We start from the raw sequence: 18,818 nt of genomic DNA, 5'->3' as shown, positions 1-18,818 counted from the left end.
CTAATGCATACGTACTTGGTGTATACCAACTTATGTATGCATTAGGTGGCTTTTTTAATGGGCGTGTTGAATACTTTAATTTCATTTTTAAGTAATGATATAATATAGCTTTAGAAAAAAGTACTAAATATAGTATAAAAGCGTAAAAGCTGACGGTCACATCTCTTTTTATGTGATGACCGTCACATAAATACATGTTTTTTTCTATTATGACTGCAGATATTATAACTAAAAGGAGTTAAATGATATATGAAAATTGCACAACCAAAGCCATTTACATTTGAAGGCGGCGAAAAAGCTGTTTTATTACTTCACGGTTTTACCGGAAATTCTGCTGATGTTCGTATGTTAGGTCGTTTTTTAGAGAAAAAAGGATACACATGCCACGCACCTCACTATAAAGGACACGGTGTAGCGCCTGAAGAGCTTGTTCATACTGGTCCAGAAGATTGGTGGAAAGATGTCATGGAAGGCTATGAGTTTTTGAAAAGCAAAGGCCATGAAAGTATTGCCGCTGTAGGTCTTTCACTAGGTGGCGTATTTTCACTGAAATTAGGTTACACTGTACCTATAAAGGGTATTGTGCCTATGTGCGCGCCTATGTATATAAAGAGTGAAGAAGTCATGTATGAAGGTGTTTTAGCGTATGCACGCGAATATAAAAAGCGTGAAGGTAAATCGTCTGAACAGATTGAACAAGAAATGGAAGAGTTCAAACAAACACCAATGAACACATTAAAGTCTTTACAGGAATTAATCGCTGAAGTGCGAAATTCAGTTGATATGATTTATGCACCGACATTTGTTGTACAAGGTCGTCATGATCATATGATTAATACAGACAGCGCCAATATTATTTATAATAGCGTCGAGTCTCCTATAAAAGATATAAAATGGTACGAAGAATCTGGTCATACCATTACCTTTGATAAAGAGCGTGATCAGCTTCACGAGGATGTATATGCATTTTTGGAATCACTTGATTGGTAATAGAGATAATACGAATAAAGAAAAAGGAGGGACATGATGTGAAAGAAGAAAATCAGCCCTATATGAATGAAATATTGGATTTTATGAAAAGGGATAATTATAAACCTTTGACTGTCCAAGAGCTTGCAAAAGAATTTAATACTGAGGATGCAGAGTCATTCAAAGAGTTTGTTAAGGCACTTGTTATTATGGAAGAGAAGGGTTTAATTATCCGAGCAAGAAATGACCGCTACGGGCTGCCGGAACAAATGAATTTTGTCAAAGGGAAAGTAAGCGGACATGCAAAAGGGTTTGCGTTTGTAGTTCCTGAAGAAAAAGATGCGGGTGATGTATTTATTCCGCCTACTGAAACAAACAATGCTATGCACGGAGATATTGTGCTTGCAAGAGTGTTATCAGAATCATCAGGTGCTCGTCGTGAAGGAACCATTGTAAAAATCTTAGAACGAGGTACCCAGCAAATTGTAGGTACGTATACGCAAAGCAAAAATTTTGGCTTTGTGATTGCGGATGACAAAAAAATTGCAGGTGATATTTTTATTCCCAAAGCAGCAAGAAACGGTGCCGTTGAAGGCCATAAAGTAGTAGTAGAGCTGACAACCTATCCGGAAGGCCGCATGAATGCAGAAGGAAAAGTTGTTCAAATTCTTGGACATAAAAACGATCCGGGGATCGATATCATTTCTGTTATCCATAAGCACGGTCTTCCTCAAGAATTTCCTGCTGACGCTTTAACGCAAGCAATTGATACACCTGAGACAATTGATGAAAAAGATATCGGTAACCGCCGCGATCTTCGTGATCAAGTTATTGTAACCATTGACGGAGCAGATGCAAAAGATTTGGATGACGCTGTAACGGTTACAGAGCTTGAAAACGGAAACTACAAATTAGGCGTTCATATTGCAGATGTAAGTCACTACGTTAAAGAAGGTTCTCCGATTGATGTAGAAGCAGCAGAGCGCGGAACAAGCGTCTATTTAGTAGACCGAGTTATTCCGATGATTCCTCACCGTTTATCTAACGGAATCTGTTCATTAAATCCAAAAGTTAACCGTTTTACGCTTTCTTGTGAGATGGAAATTAATCCACAAGGTGAAGTAGTCAAACATGAGATTTTTGAAAGTGTCATCAAAACGACAGAACGAATGACGTATTCAGACGTGAACAAAATCTTAGTGGATAAAGATGAAGAAGTATTAGAACGCTACGAGCCAATCGTTCCGATGTTTGAGCGTATGGAAAAGCTGGCGGCTATTCTTCGTAAAAAGAGAATGGATCGCGGTGCCATTGATTTTGATTTCAAAGAAGCAAAAGTATTGGTAGACGATGATGGCCATCCGCACGATGTTATTTTGCGTGAACGCTCAGTTGCTGAAAAGCTAATCGAAGAATTTATGCTGGCGGCGAATGAAACAGTAGCAGAACATTTTCACTGGATGAACGTACCGTTTATTTATCGTATTCATGAAGATCCAGATGCAGAGAAGCTTACTCGTTTCTTAGAGTTTATTACAAACTTTGGTTATACAGTGAAAGGGACAGGCAACGATATTCATCCGCGTGCGCTGCAAGATATTTTAGAAGAAGTAAAGGGTACGCCTGAAGAGATGGTTATTTCAACTGTTATGCTTCGTTCGATGAAACAAGCGAAATATGAAGCAGAAAGTTTAGGCCACTTTGGTTTATCAGCTGAGTTCTATACGCATTTTACGTCTCCAATCCGTCGTTATCCGGATTTAATCGTTCATCGTCTCATTCGTACGTATTTAATTGAAGGAAAAACAAATCAGCAAACGCAAGAAAAATGGCGCGAGCTTCTGCCTGATATTGCTGAGCATTCTTCTAATATGGAACGTCGTTCAGTTGACGCTGAGCGAGAAACGGACGATATGAAAAAAGCTGAGTTTATGGCTGATAAAGTTGGGGAAGTATTTAATGGTATTATTAGCTCTGTTACAAACTTTGGAATGTTCGTGGAGCTAGAAAATACGATTGAAGGGTTAGTTCATGTTAGTGACTTAACGGATGACTATTATCGTTACGACGAACATCACTATGCGATGATTGGAGAAAGAACGGGCAACGTCTTCCGAATTGGAGACGAAATTGAAGTGAAAGTTGCCGATGTGAATAAAGACGAGCGTTCAGTGGACTTTGTTATTGTGGGAATGAAAGAAGGCCGCAAACGCTTATCTAAAGATCGTCCTAAAGTGATTAAAGCAAAACAAAAGTCACGCAAAGATGATAAAGGAAAAGGTCGAGAGGGCAGTCGAAGCAAAAATGAAGAGTGGTCTACTCAAAAACCAAAGAAGAAAAAGAAAAAAAGATTCTTCGAAGGCGCTCCAAACGTTAAGCGCAAAAAGAAAAAGCGCAAATAATCGACAGCAGTGAAGCAGAAGGGTAGCCCTTCTGCTTCAAAACAGCTCTATTAAACGTTTTAGTTGTTGTTTAGATTTCCATACAGTAAAATGATACATAATATCATACATATACGTAAGTACGGCTGAAGGGAAGGAACGTTTTATGCCAAAAGGTGAAGGGAAATTAATTGCACAAAACAAAAAAGCCCGCCACGACTTTTTTATTGAAGAAACATATGAGACGGGTATTGTTCTACAAGGAACGGAAATCAAATCAATTCGTAATGGCCGTGTGAATTTAAAGGACTCTTTTGCTCGTGTGCAAAATGGAGAAGTATTTTTACACAATATGCACGTTAGTCCTTACGAACAAGGCAATCGATACAATCATGAGCCACTTCGTACACGAAAGCTATTACTGCATAAACGCGAAATCAGCAAGCTAATTGGCTATTCAAAAGAAACAGGTTATTCACTAGTTCCTTTAAAAGTGTATTTGAAAAACGGATACGCAAAGGTTTTACTAGGGCTTGGTAAGGGTAAAAAGAAATATGATAAGCGTGAAGACTTAAAGCGCAAAGAAGCCAAGCGCGATATCGAACGAGCATTTCGTGATCGCCAAAAGATGTGATATTACAAAATCTTACAATTGCAAAATGCTCATTTTGTGATATAATAAATATTGTTATCAGTTAGATTTCATTTTGCACACTGAAGTCGCTATCTGATGTAAGGATTTTTCTTACACATTCCGACTCCCTTTTATATGGGGACGTTACGGATTCGACAGGGGTAGTTCGAGCTTAGGTTGCGAGTCGAGGAGATGGCCTCGTTAAAACATCAACGCCAATAATAACTGGCAAATCTAACAATAACTTCGCTTTAGCTGCATAATAGTAGCTTAGCGGTTCCTCCCTCCATCGCCCATGTGGTAGGGTAAGGGACTCACTTTAAGTGGGCTACGCCGGAGTTCGCCGTCTGAGGACGAAGGAAGAGAATAATCAGACTAGCGACTGGGACGCCTGTTGGTAGGCAGAACAGCTCGCGAATTATCAATATGCCAACTACACTCGTAGACGCTTAAGTGGCGATATTTCTGGACGTGGGTTCGACTCCCACCGTCTCCACCAAATACATATTTTTGGTGGCTTACCTTACTTATACCAGGAGCTAATCAAATGTATGATCTGCATTTGATTAGCTCCTTTTTAATTTATGATGGATGTAAAATTGAAAAAGCGGTACAAAAGTAAAAGGATGCCTCTTACACAAAGAGGCATCCTTTTACTTTTGTTTAAGCTGAACAAAAAGCAGCATAAGAAAGGAAAGAAAGACGATCGAGATAACCCATAGCCAAGCGAGATTCATGTTTCCAGAGTCAATCGCGACGTAGATAGCGGTAGGAACAGTTTGAGTTTCACCTGGAATATTGCCAGCAAACATCAAAGTGGCTCCAAATTCTCCGAGTGCTCTTGCCAGACTTAACACACCTCCTGTTACAATAGCTTTAGAAGCTAAAGGAATGGAAATAAAGAAAAAGACTTTCCATTCGCTTGCACCATCTACTCGAGCCGCATCTTCAATTTCATGATCAACGCCTTGGAAGCCCGTTTTGGCAGATTGATACATAAGGGGGAATGCAACGACAACGGATGCAATAACAGCTGCCCACCACGTAAAAATAACGGGTTGTTGAAAGACCCATTCAATTGCTCGGCCGAGCAGGCTGTGTTTTCCGAATATGACAATCAATAAAAATCCAACAACGGACGGAGGTAGGACCAACGGTAGCATCAACACCGTTTCAACTATCACTTTTCCTTTAAAATGTTTCCTGGATAACAGTTTTCCTATAACAGTGCCTAGAATAATTACGACAAATCCCGCTACTAATGCAATTTTGAGCGATAGCTGAAGAGGAGATAAAAACTCTTGAATCATAGCAATCTCAATTCGCAGTGAAACCGTAATTTTTTAACGTGTTAAGAGCCGTCTTACTTTGTAAAAATTGATAAAAATCCTTTGCTTCTTGTGGATGTTTCGAATCCTTAATAACGCCTACAGGATATACAATTGGTTTGTGAGTGCTATGATCTGCAGTGGCTACAATCTTCACTTTTTTTGAAATCAACGCATCGGTTTTATAAACAACTCCAGCTTCAACGTTTCCTGTCTCCACATAGGAAAGCACCTGGCGTACGTCTTTTGCATAGACGGTTTTAGGCTCAATGTTTTTCCACAGATTCATGTGTTCAAAAGTCTCTTTTGCATACTGTCCAGCAGGAACGGATTCCGGTATGCCAAGTGCAATTTTTTGAACAGCAGGCTTTGATAGATCTTCAAAATTTTTGATAGCAGCCGAATTATTCTTTGGGACGATAAGCACAAGGTCGTTGCCAACCAAGTCAGTTCCATTTTCTTTAGAAATAGCTCCTGACTTTACCAGTGCATCAAACTTATCTTCCGCTGCTGAAAAAAACAAATCAGCCGGTGCGCCGTTTTCGATTTGCTGTTGCAGCGAGCCTGAAGCTCCAAAATTAAATTTTAAGTCGATATTCGAATGCTTTGTTTCATATTGCTTTTGAATATCAGTAAGCGCATCTTTTAAGCTGGCCGCAGCGGATATCGTTAAGCTGACGTTTTGGTGCTGAGCCGCTGATTGACTCGTATTTGTTCCGTTCGAACAAGCAGCAGTAAACATAATTAAAAATAATAGTGCGAATAAGGGTTTAAAGTATTGTTGCATCGTGTCACCTCAATTAGTTGTAGTAAAGCAATTTAGTATAACTATATCACGTTCACTTAGAAATGGACTTCCTAAAAAGAAAACAGCGACTTGAAAGGGGAAAAAACTTTCAAGTCGCTGCCTTATTTACTCTTCCAACGCTTTGCCCATTCCTTTTAAAAAGTGAAGTCCAAATCCAATTGCACGATTAACATCTGGATCGTTTAGCGCTTTTATAAGAGCTAATGCACTTACTTTTTTTCCTGTTTTTACATACTCATTTGCTTCGTTCATACCAACTGTTGCACTGTTCACAAGTTTAGCGGTTACCTCTGGGTCTGCCTTCATCAAACCGCTGCTTGCACCCATAAGGGTATTAATTAAATTGGTTACCGGTTCTCTAGAAATTTGATGAAGCGCAATTTTTGAGATTTTTTCTTTTGCTTGAATCATTGAATCAGCAGCTTCAAGAACACCCATGTCGTTAAGTTCTCCGACAATACCGAGAATACGATTCAGCGCTTCTTCATTATCTGCCAGAAGAGAAGTCAAGTCTTCTAATTTTTGCTGTTTTTTTTCTTCCTCGCTTAGAAGAGGCTTTTTAATTTCTGTAATAGGTTGTGCCATCTTTTCTCCTCCTATTTACTTGTTAAATGGACGTAGCCAGGACGGTTCCATTTACGCTGAACCTCGACCCCATTTTGAGGATGACGTTTTTTGTTGCGCGGATTTGTAGACGGTAAAGGCGTTTCTCCACCTTTGCTTAATACTTCCATCCGTACTTTTGTTTGTTTGTAAGCCGGCGTATTTGTTCGTTGGTCGACTGCAGGTCCCGTCAAGAAGTTAATAGCCGAATCTTTATGAACGGAGTGCATCGGAAGATACAGCTCATTTGCTTTTACCCGCTCTGTAATTAATGCCTGTACTTTTACTGCTCCAAACGGTGAGATTAATCTGACAAGCGAACCTTCTTCAATTTCACGCTCCTTGGCAAGCTGAGGTGAAATTTCTACAAATACTTCCGGTACTTTTGATTGAATACCGCTCGATTTATTGGTCATATTCCCTTCATGAAAATGTTCTAACATTCGTCCGTTATTAATGTGCAAATCATATTCCTCTGGAAATTCAGCAGGAAGCACCCAATCTGATAAAGCAAAGCGCGCTTTTTTATCTGGGAAATTAAACCCATCGACGTAAAGTAAAGGCGTGCTTTCCCCCTCTAAGCTCCCCCATAAGAAGCTATTCCAGCCTTCAAGGTTTTCATAGCTGGCTTGGCTGAATAGAGGTGATAGACTAGCTATTTCTGAAAAGATGTCACCCGGGTGTGTATACGTCCAATTTGCACCTAAGCGATTTGCAATCTCTTGAACAATCCACCAATCCGGCTTTGAATCACCAAGCGTTGGCAATGCTTGATACAATCTTTGTACACGTCGCTCCGTATTGGTAAACGTTCCGTCTTTTTCAAGAGAAGGAACAGCAGGGAATACAACATCAGCATATTGAGCCGTTCTTGAAAGGAAAATATCTTGGACGACAAAAAAGTCTAGATTTGATAATATTTCATGTACGTGATTAGCATTCGAATCGACAAGAGCCATATCTTCTCCTACAAGGTACATGGCTTTCATTTTTCCTTCATCAATTGAATGAAGCATTTGGATATTATCAAGACCCGGCTTGTCTTTAATTTTTACGCCGTATGCTTTTTCAAATTTTTCTCGAGCGACTGAGTCCGTGACGTGCTGATAGCCTGGCAGCCAAGCAGGAAGAGTTCCCATATCGCATGCTCCTTGCACGTTATTGTGGCCTCGGAGCGGATAAGCGCCTGCACCAGGGCGTCGATAGTTTCCAGTAGCAAGCAACAGGTTTGAGATAGCCGCTGATGTATCAGAGCCTCCTGTATTTTGCGTCACGCCCATGCCCCACAGCACACAGGTTCCATCGGCGTCTCGAATCATTTCAGCTATTTGAATGAGTGTTGCTGCTGGAATACTCGTAATTTGTTCAGCATATTCAAGCGTGTACTTTTCAAGCAAAGAGTTAAAGTCTTCAAAATAGTTGACGTTTTCTTGGATAAATTTTTCGTTGTGCCATCCTTGATCAATCATGTATTTTGTTACAGCCATTAGCCATACTTGGTCCGTACCTTGTTTTGGACTGATAAAAATGTCAGAGCGTTCAGCCATTTCGTTTTTACGCAAATCTGCGACGATTAGTTTTTGGTTATGAAGCTTATGCGCTCGTTTGATGCGAGTTGCTAATACAGGGTGACCTTCAGCAGGGTTAGCTCCAACGATGATAACCAGTCCAGCTTTTGCGATGTCTTTTATCGTGCCGGCATCGCCTCCCATTCCGACTGTTCGAAATAATCCATCGGTTGCAGGAGACTGACAGTAGCGAGAGCAGTTGTCTACGTCATTTGTTTCAAACATTTGGCGAGCCAGCTTTTGAATAACATAGTTTTCTTCGTTTGTAATTTTAGAAGAAGAGATAAAACCAACTGACCCATGTCCATACTGCTGATTGATAGAGCTTAACCTGCTTGCTACTAAATCGAGCGCTTCTTCCCATGACGACTCTACAAATGCGCCATTTTTTCGGATTAAAGGCTTAGTAATACGTTTTTCAGAGTTTACAAAATCCCAGCCGAATTTTCCTTTCACACAGGTTGAAATAGCATTTGCGGGAGCATCTGAGCTAGGCTGAACTTTAAGGATTTCGCGGCCTTTTGTCCACACTTCAAACGAACATCCAACTCCACAAAATGTACAGACGGTTTTTGTTTTTTTCGTCCGAGTTTCGCGCATAGCTGCTTCCACTTCTGAAACAGCAAATATTCCGCTGTACCCCGGTTCCACTTCTTTAACTAGATCAATCATTGGATTCAAAACGCCTTTTGGAAGTCCAGTCATGAATCCAGCTTCTCCGAGCATAGATTTTTCCATTAAGGCATTACAAGGGCATACGGTTACACATTGACCGCAGCTCACACAAGAAGATTCATTGATTGCTACACCATCATCCCAGAGAACGCGGGGACGTTTCGCTTCCCAGTCGATAGAGAGCGTTTCATTAACTTGAAGATTTTGACAAACCTCTACACATTGTCCACAAGCAATGCATTGGTTAGGGTCATAACGGTAGAACGGATGAGACATATCGACTTCATCCTCTGAGGCCTTTGGCGTATAGGGGTATTTTTGATATTCAATCTCCATCATTTCGGTTGTGTTATGTAATTTACAGTTTCCGTTGTTATTATCGCAAACGGTGCAGTATAGCAAATGATTCTCTAATAAACGATCCATTGCTTCCGTTTGTGCCGCTTTTGCGGGTGCTGATTGTAATTCAATCTTCATGCCGTTTTCAGCTTTGGTAGAACAAGAACGGATTAACTCGCCATTCATTTCAACAATACACGTGTCACAAGTTTGAATAGGGTCGACTTCAGGCACATAACAAATCTGAGGATGCTCAATGCTTTGCTGGTTAATAATTTCAAGTATGGTAGAACCTGAAGCTGCCTTGTATTCGTTGCCATTTATATGAACAGTGATGGTTTCACGACTCATTTGTTTTCCTCCTTTATATAAAACAAAAAACCACCATGAATACACACGCCTAATTAAATAAGGGAAGTGCAATCATGGTGGAATAGTTTACTAGCAGGTCTTACTAATATGCCAATCCGGCCCATTTATATCGTTAAGAAAAAGTGATAGAGTAATAACAATTCATTATTATTATTATTATTCCATCTCGGTTATTTATAATTATATCGCTACGTTTTTAAATGCACAACTTTTTTAAATACTGAACTCTCTTCAAAAATTTTGCTGCAAAGATTTTAGGCTTTTATTTTTCGAAGTGTTGATTTATGATAAAAAAACTGTAGGAATAAAATGCACAATTTAATTTTAATCGGTGGGAGAGCGTTGATTATGTCAAAAACTATTCATGAATTTAATGATATTATTCGGAAGCTTCGAAAAGATTTATTTGGAAAAGGGCCGGAAAGAATACATACGGTTTTTGTTGAAAATATGGCTGTCTCAACACTGTATGGAAATTTAACTCCGACAGAAACATTTATTGCAAGCACTTCTGAAGGATGTGACATGGTTCATCTAGCTCGAACAAAAATGATCCAAGATGTATATGCATCGAATCCGCCGGAAGGGCTAGAAGAATTGGTAGGAGCAAAGCTGATTAATTTATTTTCAGATATGAAAATAAAAGAAAATATAGCGGTTTCCGTATTCGTTTTTGATAAAAACATTATTTAAAAAAGGAGACATCACATGAATTCAACCGTTAAGAAGCGTACAGTTCTTAAATTTAAAAATGGTGAAATGGAAAGCGTGGAAGATAAAATTGTAACGGAGTTTCCTGTGACTGTGAAAATTAACGAAGAAGAGTTTGTCACGATGGTATGTAGCCCTCAATACATTGAAGATATGGTAATTGGCTATTTAGCATCTGAAGGGGTTATTCGAGAATACAAAGACATTAAAAACATATGGGTTCAAGAAAAAGAAGGGTATGTTCATGTTACAATAGATAAATTAAACCCTTATTTTCAAAACCTTCAAAATAAACGATATATCACGTCTTGCTGCGGGGCGAGCAGACAAGGGTTTGTCTTTATAAATGATGCGCTGACTGCTAAAAAAATGAATGATATATTGGTCGAACTTTCAATTAAGGATTGTTTTCAATTGATGAATAAGCTGCAGCAATCTGCTGCTACGTTTCAAGAAACGGGTGGCGTTCATAACGCTGCCATTTGTGATAAGAATGGTTTCATGCTTAGCAGAATGGACATTGGTAGGCATAATGCTTTAGATAAACTATACGGGTATTGCTTAAAAAACCATATTTCAATTAGGGATAAAGTAGTCGTTTTCAGCGGCCGAATTTCTTCAGAAATTTTGTTGAAAGTAGCGAAAATCGGGTGTGAAATCGTTCTTTCAAAATCCGCTCCGACTGAACTTGCTTTAAATCTAGCAGAAGAATTGAGAATTACAACGGTAGGATTTATTCGAAATGATTCGTTGAATATTTATACATGTCCGGAAAGAATTTTAAGAGAAAGTTAATCTGCTGTGGAGAAGCTGACAGCTAGAGAGAGGAGAGATGAGGCAGATGTCATACGACGCTATAGTTGATACGTTAAAGCGTCCTTTGCGAGACTTGCGTTTGTCCGTAACAGACCGCTGTAACTTTCGCTGTCGATATTGTATGCCTGAAGAGATTTTTGGGGCAGACTATCCATTTTTACCTGCCGAAAACATTCTTTCGTTTGATGAATTAGAGAGACTCACTAGATTATTCGCATCGCTAGGAGTAAAAAAAGTGCGTATAACTGGAGGAGAGCCACTGCTAAGAAAAGGCTTGCCAGATCTAATCAATCGTCTGAAGCAAATTGAGGGGATAGATGATATTGCCATCACAACAAACGGCTCACTGTTAAAGAAGCATGCAGAAGCCTTATCAAAAGCGGGGTTATCAAGAGTAACCGTCAGCCTAGACTCGCTTGATGAAGTGAGATTTCAAGAGTTGAATGGAAACCGAGGAAGCGTAAAGCGAGTATTAGAAGGAATAGAGGCAGCAGCTCTTGTGGGAATTTCAGTCAAAATAAACATGGTTGTCCAAAAAGGCAAGAACGAGCAGGATATCCTTCCGATGGCTCAATATTTTAAAGGCAAAAAACATATGCTGCGCTTTATTGAATACATGGATGTGGGAAATTCAAACGGATGGAAAATGGATGAGGTTATAACAAAGAAACAAATTCTTGATATAGTTGGACAAGAAATGCCTCTTGAAGAAATTCCGCCTCATTATAAGGGAGAAGTAGCCACCAGGTATCGGTACGTCGGAACAGAAGAGGAAATTGGTATCATTTCATCTGTCACAGATTCATTCTGTTCCACTTGTTCACGCGCAAGAGTATCGGCTGAAGGAAAGCTCTATACCTGTTTGTTTGCGTCAAAAGGGTACGACCTCCGGAAACTGATACGATCAGAAGCATCTGATCATACTGTTTGTGACACCATTTCTGATATCTGGAATCATCGGAAAGATCGTTATTCAGATGAGCGAGCTAACGGAAGACAAGTCCAAGGTGCTGAGAAAGTGGAAATGTCTCATATTGGTGGATAATTCAAAAAAGCTTTATAAATGCCAATCACTGCGGTGATTCACATTTATAAAAGTGGGATCTTCTGCTGAAAAAGGCACGCGAAGGACGTTTGCTTGGTTTAACAATTGTGTAAGCCTTCTTTCACCTTGTGTAACGAGTTGTTCAATAAGAGGAAGCGTTCTACGGTGATAGAGTGCTAGAAGCGGGTGAATGTGATCAGGCTGAACAGGAAGAACAATGTCAGGTGAGTCCGTTTGAGTCAGTGTGATCATGTGATGAACAAACTCAGCATTAATAAAAGGAATATCACAAGAAAGAATAAAGAACCATTCAGCGCAGCAATCGATGGCAGTTAAAGCATGATGAATTGCATACAAAGGTCCTTGATACGGGCATTTTTCAACTGCAAATGCAACATCTTTTCTTTGAAAATAAGGGAGTAAATCTTGGTTGGTAGACACAAGTATAGGTGTGACGTGATTTTCTTTTAATGCATCTATACTATATTCGTAAAATGATTTCTTGTTATAGGTTTCAAACATTTTTGGTTGACCATAGCGAGAAGATTTTCCTCCTGCTAATACAATGCCGGCAATGGACATTTATTAAATACCTCCATCAAAATATATTTGTATATTTATGCACGTAAGCGTCCGTAAAGCAGCTTAGCTTTATGTGTATAATAGCATGTTTTTAAAGAAATATCTTTGACGAAGGAATAGATAGTGAAGTCAGAGATTGAATGAGAAAGGGAGAGAAAAGAGTGACAGAACGTTATTCACGTCAGAAGCTTTTCCAGCCCGTTGGAAACAAAGGGCAGCAGCAAATTAGAAGTAAGCATGTTTTAGTTGTAGGTGCAGGGGCTCTAGGCAGCGCCAGCGCAGAAGCTCTCGTGCGTGCTGGAATTGGAAAATTGACGCTGGTAGATCGCGATTATGTAGAATGGAGTAATCTACAGCGTCAGCAGCTTTATACAGAACAAGATGCGCAAAACAAACTACCTAAAGCTGTAGCAGCAAAAAATCGTTTGCGTCAAATAAACACAGAAGTGAAGATCGAAGCGCTGGTGATGGATGCTCAGCCTGCTAATTTAGAAAGTATCGTCCAAACAGCTGATGTGATCATTGATGCAACAGACAATTTCGATATTCGCTTTATTTTAAATGATTTGTCACATAAGCATGAGGTGCCTTGGATATATGGCTCATGTGTCGGCAGCTATGGCACCACTTATACGATTATCCCAAATGTAACGCCTTGCCTGCACTGTATACTAAAAAAGATCCCTGTGGGAGGAGAAACGTGTGAGACAGCAGGAATTATCAGTCCAGCTGTTCAAATCGTGGCAGCCTATCAAATAACCGAAGCATTAAAAATTTTAGTCGGAGATGTTGAAGCTTTGCGACAGACATTCCTAACTTTTGACGTCTGGAATAATCAGCACGCTGAATTTAAGACGGGTAAAATGAAAAGTCATGAATGTTCTTCTTGCGGATCGACCCGAACATATCCGTACTTAGCATATGAAAATCAGCTTAAAACAGAAGTTCTGTGCGGCAGAGAAACGGTTCAAATCAGACCCTCGCAGCGTCATTCGTACAACTTCGATGAATTGGAAAAACGATTAAAAAACCAAGGGAAAGTAGACCGCAATCCATATCTTCTGTCATGTCAGCTTCCAGAGCAGCGCTTTGTTATTTTTCAAGATGGCCGTGTGTTTATTCATGGAACGAATGATATTCAATTTGCGAGAAGCTTATATTATCGTTTATTAGGTTGAGTAAAGGAGTGAAAAAAATGAGAGAAAAGCGAACTCCTATCCCTGTCGGAGAATGCGTTGGGCGAGTGATGCAGTATGTCAAAAGCGGAAAGCAAGAAATTATTGCGCTTGAAGAAGCTCACGGCAGATTTTTAGCAGAAGATTTAATGGCAGATCATGATATTCCTGCTTTTAATCGTTCTCCATACGATGGTTTTGCCATTCGGTCACAAGATACAAAGAAAGCATCATCACTTCATCCAATAGAACTGGATGTTCGAGGAGAAATAGGAGCGGGTTCTGTTTTTGAACATACAGTCAACGCGATGCAGGCTGTGCGTATTATGACAGGAGCTCCTATTCCAAAAGGCTGCGATGCGGTGGCAATGCTTGAAGTAACAAAAGAATATACAAAAGACAACCAGCCGATCGTTCAAATCAAGCGTTCGTTTAACAGCGGAGATAACATTTCTTTTCAAGGGGAAGAAACAACAAAAGGGACCGTGTTAGCTTCAAAAGGAACGTATATCACTCCAGGAGTAGCTGCTCTTTTAGCCACGTTTGGCTATAGTAACGTAGCTGTCTTCAAAAAGCCTGTAGTTGGATTACTTGCAACGGGAAGTGAACTAGTGGAAGTACGTGATCCTGTTCAGCGAGGAAAAATTCGTAATAGCAATGCTCATATGCTTCGTGCGCAAATTGAAAAAGCCGGAGGAGAAGTAAACTATTTTGGTATTATGCCCGATGATTTAAGTCAGTGCTACAGCGCGGTAAAAGCTGCGCTATCAGAAGTGGACATGCTGATTACAACGGGCGGTGTTTCAGTAGGAGACTATGATTATCTACCAGAGGTGTATAAGCAATTAAAAGCGGAAGTTCTTTTTAACAAAATAGCGATGAGACCAGGAAGTGTAACAACGGTTGCTCGTATGGAAGAGAAGCTTCTATTTGGCCTATCGGGAAATCCTACAGCGTGCTATGTCGGTTTTGAACTTCTGGCTCGTCCGGTAATTAGTACATATGCGGGTAAAAAAACCCCTCATCTTCGGAAAGAAAAAGCTTTATTAGGAAAAGACTTCTTAAAGCCAAATCCTTTTATGCGCTTTGTATCTGGCAGGCTTTCATACAGAAAAGGACAGCTGATTGCTTCTCCATTAAGCTTTACAAAATCTAGTGCTGTTTCTTCCTTAGCTCATGCGGATACGTTAATTATATTTCCCGGAGGGACGAGAGGGTACAAAGAAGGAATGCTGGTTGACGTCTTATTGCTAGATGACGTGCGGGGAAGTGAATGGCCTTGGTAGCACGTTGCACTGTTTTACAAGTAGTTGGATTTCAAAACAGCGGAAAAACTACTTTAGTGGAAAAGCTAATTAAAAAAGCGAAACAATTCGATCTACGTGTAGGTTCTATTAAGCACCATGGACACGGCGGACTTCCAGATAGCAGCAGTGAGCTAAAAGACAGTCATCGCCACCAGCAAGCAGGTGCCGATGTGGCGGGTGTAGAAGGAGGTGGAATCCTTCAGCTTACGGCAAACAGTAAAGACTGGAGCTTAAAAAAGCTGATTGATTTTTATCAATTTTTCTCGCCAGATGTCATTTTTGTTGAAGGATATAAAAAAGAATCCTATCCAAAAGCAGTCTTGATTCGAAGTGAAGAAGATCTTTTTCTGCTTTCCTCTCTAACCAATATTATATGCGTGATTAGTCACGTTCCGCTTAAAAAAGAAGTGCAGCAAGCATATCCAATGTTTCACTTACAAGAAGACGAGCTTTATCTTAATTTTTTATTGAAAGAAGTGGGGGAAATAAGATGAACCATCACTTATTTGAAGTAGTAAATCAGCCAATTGCCGTAGATGAAATAATTAAAAAAGTTTCTAGAAGAGACGCGGGAGCTATTACGACATTTATTGGAACAGTAAGAGAATTTACAAAAGGCAAGAAGACGCTCTCTCTTGAATATCAAGCTTATGTGCCAATGGCAGTGAAAATGCTTAGCCAAATTGGTGACGAAATTCAGGAAAAGTGGCCCGATGCTTTGACAGCTATTACTCATCGAATCGGAAAGCTTGATATAACAGAAGTTGCAGTAGTTATTGCTGTTTCTTCTCCGCACCGCAAAACAGCTTATGAAGCAAACGAGTATGCTATTGAACGTATTAAGCAAATTGTGCCGATTTGGAAAAAGGAATTTTGGGAAGACGGAACAAAATGGATTGGAGATCAGTTAGAAACGAAAGAATATCCTGAAGGAAAGCCATTAAAGGAGATGTAAAAATGATTAACGTCTTATTTTTCGCTGCTATACGTGAAGAGGCTGGAGTGGAACAAGTAACAGTTGATAAGCAAGATATAACAGTGAAGGAATTAAAGGAATATGTGCAAAAAACATATAAGCTATCCTCTCTGAATCAAACGATGACAGCAGTCAACGAAGAGTTTGTAACAGATGAAGAAACCATTGGAGCGGGAGATACCGTTGCATTTATTCCGCCCGTTAGTGGAGGGTAAAAAAGGTGCTGAATACACAGCACCTTTTTTTATTATCTAAATTGAGCTACTTTTTCGATTGGTAAACGTACAGACGGGTAACCGCTATTTGCTGCTTTGCCGATTGAAAGCAACATAACCGGTGCATAGCGCTCTTTGTCTAAACCGAATGCTTCAGCAATTTGGTCTTTTTCATAACCGCCGATAGCATTTGTATCGTAACCGTGAGCACGTGCAGCTAGCATTAACTGCATAGATACTAAACCGCCGTCAATTAATACTGTTTCTTTATTTAATTCTTCAGAAGCAGCTGCGTAGTGCGCTTTGATTTTAGGAATTTGCATGTCTCTAATTTCTTGTGGCATATAGCCTAGTTCAACAGCTTTATCGTAAATTTCATCTAAATTTTCTTCACTTTTTAAATCGCCGAATATCGCAATAACAGCTGCTGATGTTTCTACTTGTGATTGATTAAATTTAGCAAGCGGAGCTAATGTTGCTTTTCCTTCAGGGCTATCAATTACTAGAAAGCGCCAAGGCTGTGCATTAACAGAAGATGGAGCTAGCGTCGCTTCTGTTAAAATTTCTTTCATTTCTTCACGGCTGATTTTGACAGATGGATCGTAATAACGAATAGATCTGCGCCCTGTAATAATATCTTGGAAATCATTGTTTAGTGTTTTTGTTTGTGTCATGATGAACTCTCCTTTATGTTAAAAATGTTATGACCGTTCAATGGCCGAAATGTTTACTTTTAAACGCTCAAGCATTTTTGAAAGCAGCAGCTGTTCTTCTTCGCTGAAATCTTTAAATGCTTCATCAATAAAGCGAGCTTTTTCGTTTCGAAATGCACCGATTTTTTCATGTCCGCTTTTCGTAAGCTTTACAAATGTTACGCGGTTGTCATCAGGATTTTTACGGCGTGATACAACATCTCTTTCTTCGAGCTGCTTTAAATGCCTTGTAATTGCAGCATTGTCAATGTTTACTTGCTGTTGAAGCGCCTTTTGACTCATTTCACCTGTTTCATAAAGCTGATGTAAAATATCAAGACGTGATTGGCTAACACCGGTACAATGCTCAAACTTTTGATTAATTTGTTTATTAACTTCTTGCAGAGCATACAGAACATTTGCTTTTTCAGAACATGAATGTGACAAGAAAGTCGCTCCCTTTTTTCTATAATATTTATTGATGAATATTAATTGATACATCAATGTTTGATACATCAACTAATATAAAATAAATAAAAGTGAAAGTCAAGAAAGTGAACGCTCTTTTTTTACAAATAATAAAGAGAGATTGAGACATAACGAAATCAATTCAATGTAAAGACGAACATATGGGATAAATGAGCCCGTATGGACCGCTTGTGGCACATCAGTTGATTTCCGTGCAAGGCTCCGCTTTCTGCGAGCGGCCGGTGAGCCTCCTCGTTGCTTGCGCTCCAATCAACTGCTGGAAGGAACGAAACAGATAAAATCTACGTTCACCGTAACAAAAAAAACGAACCACTAATCAAACAGTTTGATTAGTGGTTCGTTTTTCACTTCAGCTAAACTATTTTTTTCTCAGCTTTTTAAGCTGAATGATTTTTTTTACTGATTTGTTCATGCGTATAAGGAGACAGAAAGGGAATACGCTTGATAATCACATCGTGAATCCAGAATAATCGCTGGATAAGAGGAGCTGTTTTATCTGAAAGATAGATAACAAAGCAGCTGATAGCTCCCGCAATTACCATGCCTCCAAGTACATCTGCTGGATAGTGGACACCTACGTAAATGCGTGAAAGGCCCGAGATGACAGCCCATATAAAAATGACGCTTCTCCATTTGTTTTTTCGTAACCACATGATCCAAGCAGCAGAAAAGACTAAAATCGAATGATCACTGACAAAAGATGAATTAGCCGGATGCGGAATCAGCTTATGAACATGATGAGTCACAAACGGACGCGGGTGGTAATACACCAGGTGAATGACTTCATTGATACATAGAGAAAGTACAATTGTAAACAACATGTATAAAGCCGTATAACGGTGATAAATTGTTCTTTCTGTTTTTCCGCTAAACCAAAGCAAAAGCAAACAAGCCATTATAAAATAAGGAACGCTATTCGTAATCATAACCATTACAGAATCCATTGCGCTGGATTTACCAGCAAATGAGTTAATCCATTGAAATACTTCGTAATTAAGGTTCATTTGTTTTCTCCTTATGCAGTACTTTTCACTCTTAGTTTAGATTGACACTCTAAAAAAACAATGAATTTCACATTAAAAATCAATTAAAATCCGAAATTCAAGGGGATTTAATGATATAAAAAAAGAGAG

The 18,818-nt window shown here is 39.5% G+C and carries 19 protein-coding genes and 1 other RNA gene; 12 read left to right on the top strand and 8 right to left on the bottom strand.

The annotated features are described in order from the left end of the window. Window positions 1-249 precede the first annotated feature (249 nt). The 4 genes from N178_RS07685 (at window position 250) to ssrA (ending at window position 4,483) form a co-directional block, all read left to right on the top strand. Window positions 250-990 carry an alpha/beta hydrolase gene (locus N178_RS07685; protein ID WP_045291650.1) on the top strand — a complete coding sequence of 247 codons (741 nt, stop codon included), beginning with the start codon at window positions 250-252 and terminating at the stop codon, window positions 988-990. 38 nt (window positions 991-1,028) lie between these two features. After that, window positions 1,029-3,371 (top strand): ribonuclease R, encoded by a 2,343-nt coding sequence (gene rnr, locus N178_RS07680; RefSeq protein ID WP_045291649.1) that lies wholly within the window; start codon window positions 1,029-1,031, stop codon window positions 3,369-3,371. Between the two features lie 145 nt (window positions 3,372-3,516). Beyond that, window positions 3,517-3,984 carry an SsrA-binding protein SmpB gene (gene smpB / locus N178_RS07675; protein ID WP_013059694.1) on the top strand — a complete coding sequence of 156 codons (468 nt, stop codon included), beginning with the start codon at window positions 3,517-3,519 and terminating at the stop codon, window positions 3,982-3,984. Between the two features lie 137 nt (window positions 3,985-4,121). Further along, window positions 4,122-4,483: a transfer-messenger RNA gene (ssrA, locus tag N178_RS25805) on the top strand. Between the two features lie 154 nt (window positions 4,484-4,637). Here ssrA and modB read toward each other — a convergent pair. The 4 genes from modB to fdhF all read right to left on the bottom strand — a co-directional run bounded on the left by modB (window position 4,638) and on the right by fdhF (window position 9,656). After that, window positions 4,638-5,294 (bottom strand): molybdate ABC transporter permease subunit, encoded by a 657-nt coding sequence (modB, locus tag N178_RS07670; RefSeq protein ID WP_045291648.1) that lies wholly within the window; start codon window positions 5,292-5,294, stop codon window positions 4,638-4,640. Between the two features lie 7 nt (window positions 5,295-5,301). Then, complete coding sequence (gene modA / locus N178_RS07665; protein ID WP_045291647.1) at window positions 5,302-6,099, bottom strand: molybdate ABC transporter substrate-binding protein; 798 nt, start codon at window positions 6,097-6,099, stop codon at window positions 5,302-5,304. 126 nt (window positions 6,100-6,225) lie between these two features. After that, entirely contained in the window at window positions 6,226-6,705 is a 480-nt protein-coding gene (locus N178_RS07660) for a helical membrane plugin domain-containing protein (RefSeq protein WP_045291646.1), read from the bottom strand. Window positions 6,706-6,716: 11 nt separating this feature from the next. Then, on the bottom strand, window positions 6,717-9,656 hold the full coding sequence (fdhF, locus tag N178_RS07655) for a formate dehydrogenase subunit alpha (RefSeq protein ID WP_045291645.1): 2,940 nt from the start codon (window positions 9,654-9,656) through the stop codon (window positions 6,717-6,719). 369 nt (window positions 9,657-10,025) lie between these two features. Between fdhF and N178_RS07650 the strand changes: the two genes are divergently transcribed. From N178_RS07650 to moaA, 3 genes are all read left to right on the top strand, one after another. Beyond that, window positions 10,026-10,370, top strand: coding sequence for a Na-translocating system protein MpsC family protein (locus N178_RS07650; RefSeq protein WP_045291644.1), 345 nt, complete (start codon window positions 10,026-10,028; stop codon window positions 10,368-10,370). Window positions 10,371-10,436: 66 nt separating this feature from the next. Beyond that, window positions 10,437-11,183 carry a formate dehydrogenase accessory sulfurtransferase FdhD gene (fdhD, locus tag N178_RS07645; protein WP_375156300.1) on the top strand — a complete coding sequence of 249 codons (747 nt, stop codon included), beginning with the start codon at window positions 10,437-10,439 and terminating at the stop codon, window positions 11,181-11,183. Between the two features lie 46 nt (window positions 11,184-11,229). Then, on the top strand, window positions 11,230-12,249 hold the full coding sequence (gene moaA, locus N178_RS07640) for a GTP 3',8-cyclase MoaA (protein ID WP_045291641.1): 1,020 nt from the start codon (window positions 11,230-11,232) through the stop codon (window positions 12,247-12,249). A 12-nt stretch (window positions 12,250-12,261) separates the two neighbouring features. On the opposite strand, the gene mobA is transcribed toward moaA, so the two are convergent. Further along, complete coding sequence (mobA, locus tag N178_RS07635; protein WP_045291640.1) at window positions 12,262-12,831, bottom strand: molybdenum cofactor guanylyltransferase; 570 nt, start codon at window positions 12,829-12,831, stop codon at window positions 12,262-12,264. A 161-nt stretch (window positions 12,832-12,992) separates the two neighbouring features. Between mobA and N178_RS07630 the strand changes: the two genes are divergently transcribed. Genes N178_RS07630 through moaD form a run of 5 tightly spaced genes read left to right on the top strand, consistent with a single transcriptional unit; the run spans window position 12,993 to window position 16,504 of the window. Next, entirely contained in the window at window positions 12,993-14,009 is a 1,017-nt protein-coding gene (locus N178_RS07630) for a molybdopterin-synthase adenylyltransferase MoeB (RefSeq protein ID WP_045291638.1), read from the top strand. 17 nt (window positions 14,010-14,026) lie between these two features. Beyond that, on the top strand, window positions 14,027-15,292 hold the full coding sequence (locus N178_RS07625) for a molybdopterin molybdotransferase MoeA (RefSeq protein ID WP_045291637.1): 1,266 nt from the start codon (window positions 14,027-14,029) through the stop codon (window positions 15,290-15,292). Continuing rightward, complete coding sequence (gene mobB / locus N178_RS07620; protein ID WP_045291635.1) at window positions 15,280-15,807, top strand: molybdopterin-guanine dinucleotide biosynthesis protein B; 528 nt, start codon at window positions 15,280-15,282, stop codon at window positions 15,805-15,807. Before N178_RS07625 ends, mobB begins: the two co-directional genes overlap by 13 nt. Then, complete coding sequence (locus tag N178_RS07615; protein WP_045291633.1) at window positions 15,804-16,268, top strand: molybdenum cofactor biosynthesis protein MoaE; 465 nt, start codon at window positions 15,804-15,806, stop codon at window positions 16,266-16,268. Before mobB ends, N178_RS07615 begins: the two co-directional genes overlap by 4 nt. A 2-nt stretch (window positions 16,269-16,270) precedes the next feature. Next, on the top strand, window positions 16,271-16,504 hold the full coding sequence (gene moaD, locus N178_RS07610) for a molybdopterin converting factor subunit 1 (RefSeq protein WP_045291632.1): 234 nt from the start codon (window positions 16,271-16,273) through the stop codon (window positions 16,502-16,504). 32 nt (window positions 16,505-16,536) lie between these two features. Here moaD and N178_RS07605 read toward each other — a convergent pair whose 3' ends face one another. From N178_RS07605 to N178_RS07595, 3 genes are all read right to left on the bottom strand, one after another. Next, window positions 16,537-17,178, bottom strand: a complete 642-nt coding sequence (locus N178_RS07605; protein ID WP_013059680.1) for a nitroreductase family protein — start codon at window positions 17,176-17,178, stop codon at window positions 16,537-16,539. A 27-nt stretch (window positions 17,179-17,205) separates the two neighbouring features. Further along, entirely contained in the window at window positions 17,206-17,643 is a 438-nt protein-coding gene (locus N178_RS07600) for a MarR family winged helix-turn-helix transcriptional regulator (protein WP_013085370.1), read from the bottom strand. Window positions 17,644-18,062: 419 nt separating this feature from the next. Then, a complete protein-coding gene (locus N178_RS07595) occupies window positions 18,063-18,689 on the bottom strand; it encodes an undecaprenyl-diphosphatase (RefSeq protein ID WP_045291631.1) in 627 nt (208 codons plus the stop codon). Between the last annotated feature and the right edge of the window lie 129 nt (window positions 18,690-18,818).

It is taken from the genome of Priestia aryabhattai B8W22, assembly GCF_000956595.1.
Lineage (GTDB): Bacteria > Bacillota > Bacilli > Bacillales > Bacillaceae_H > Priestia > Priestia aryabhattai.
Note: the sequence above shows the minus strand (reverse complement) of the source record. Positions and strands in the feature narration are given on the sequence as shown.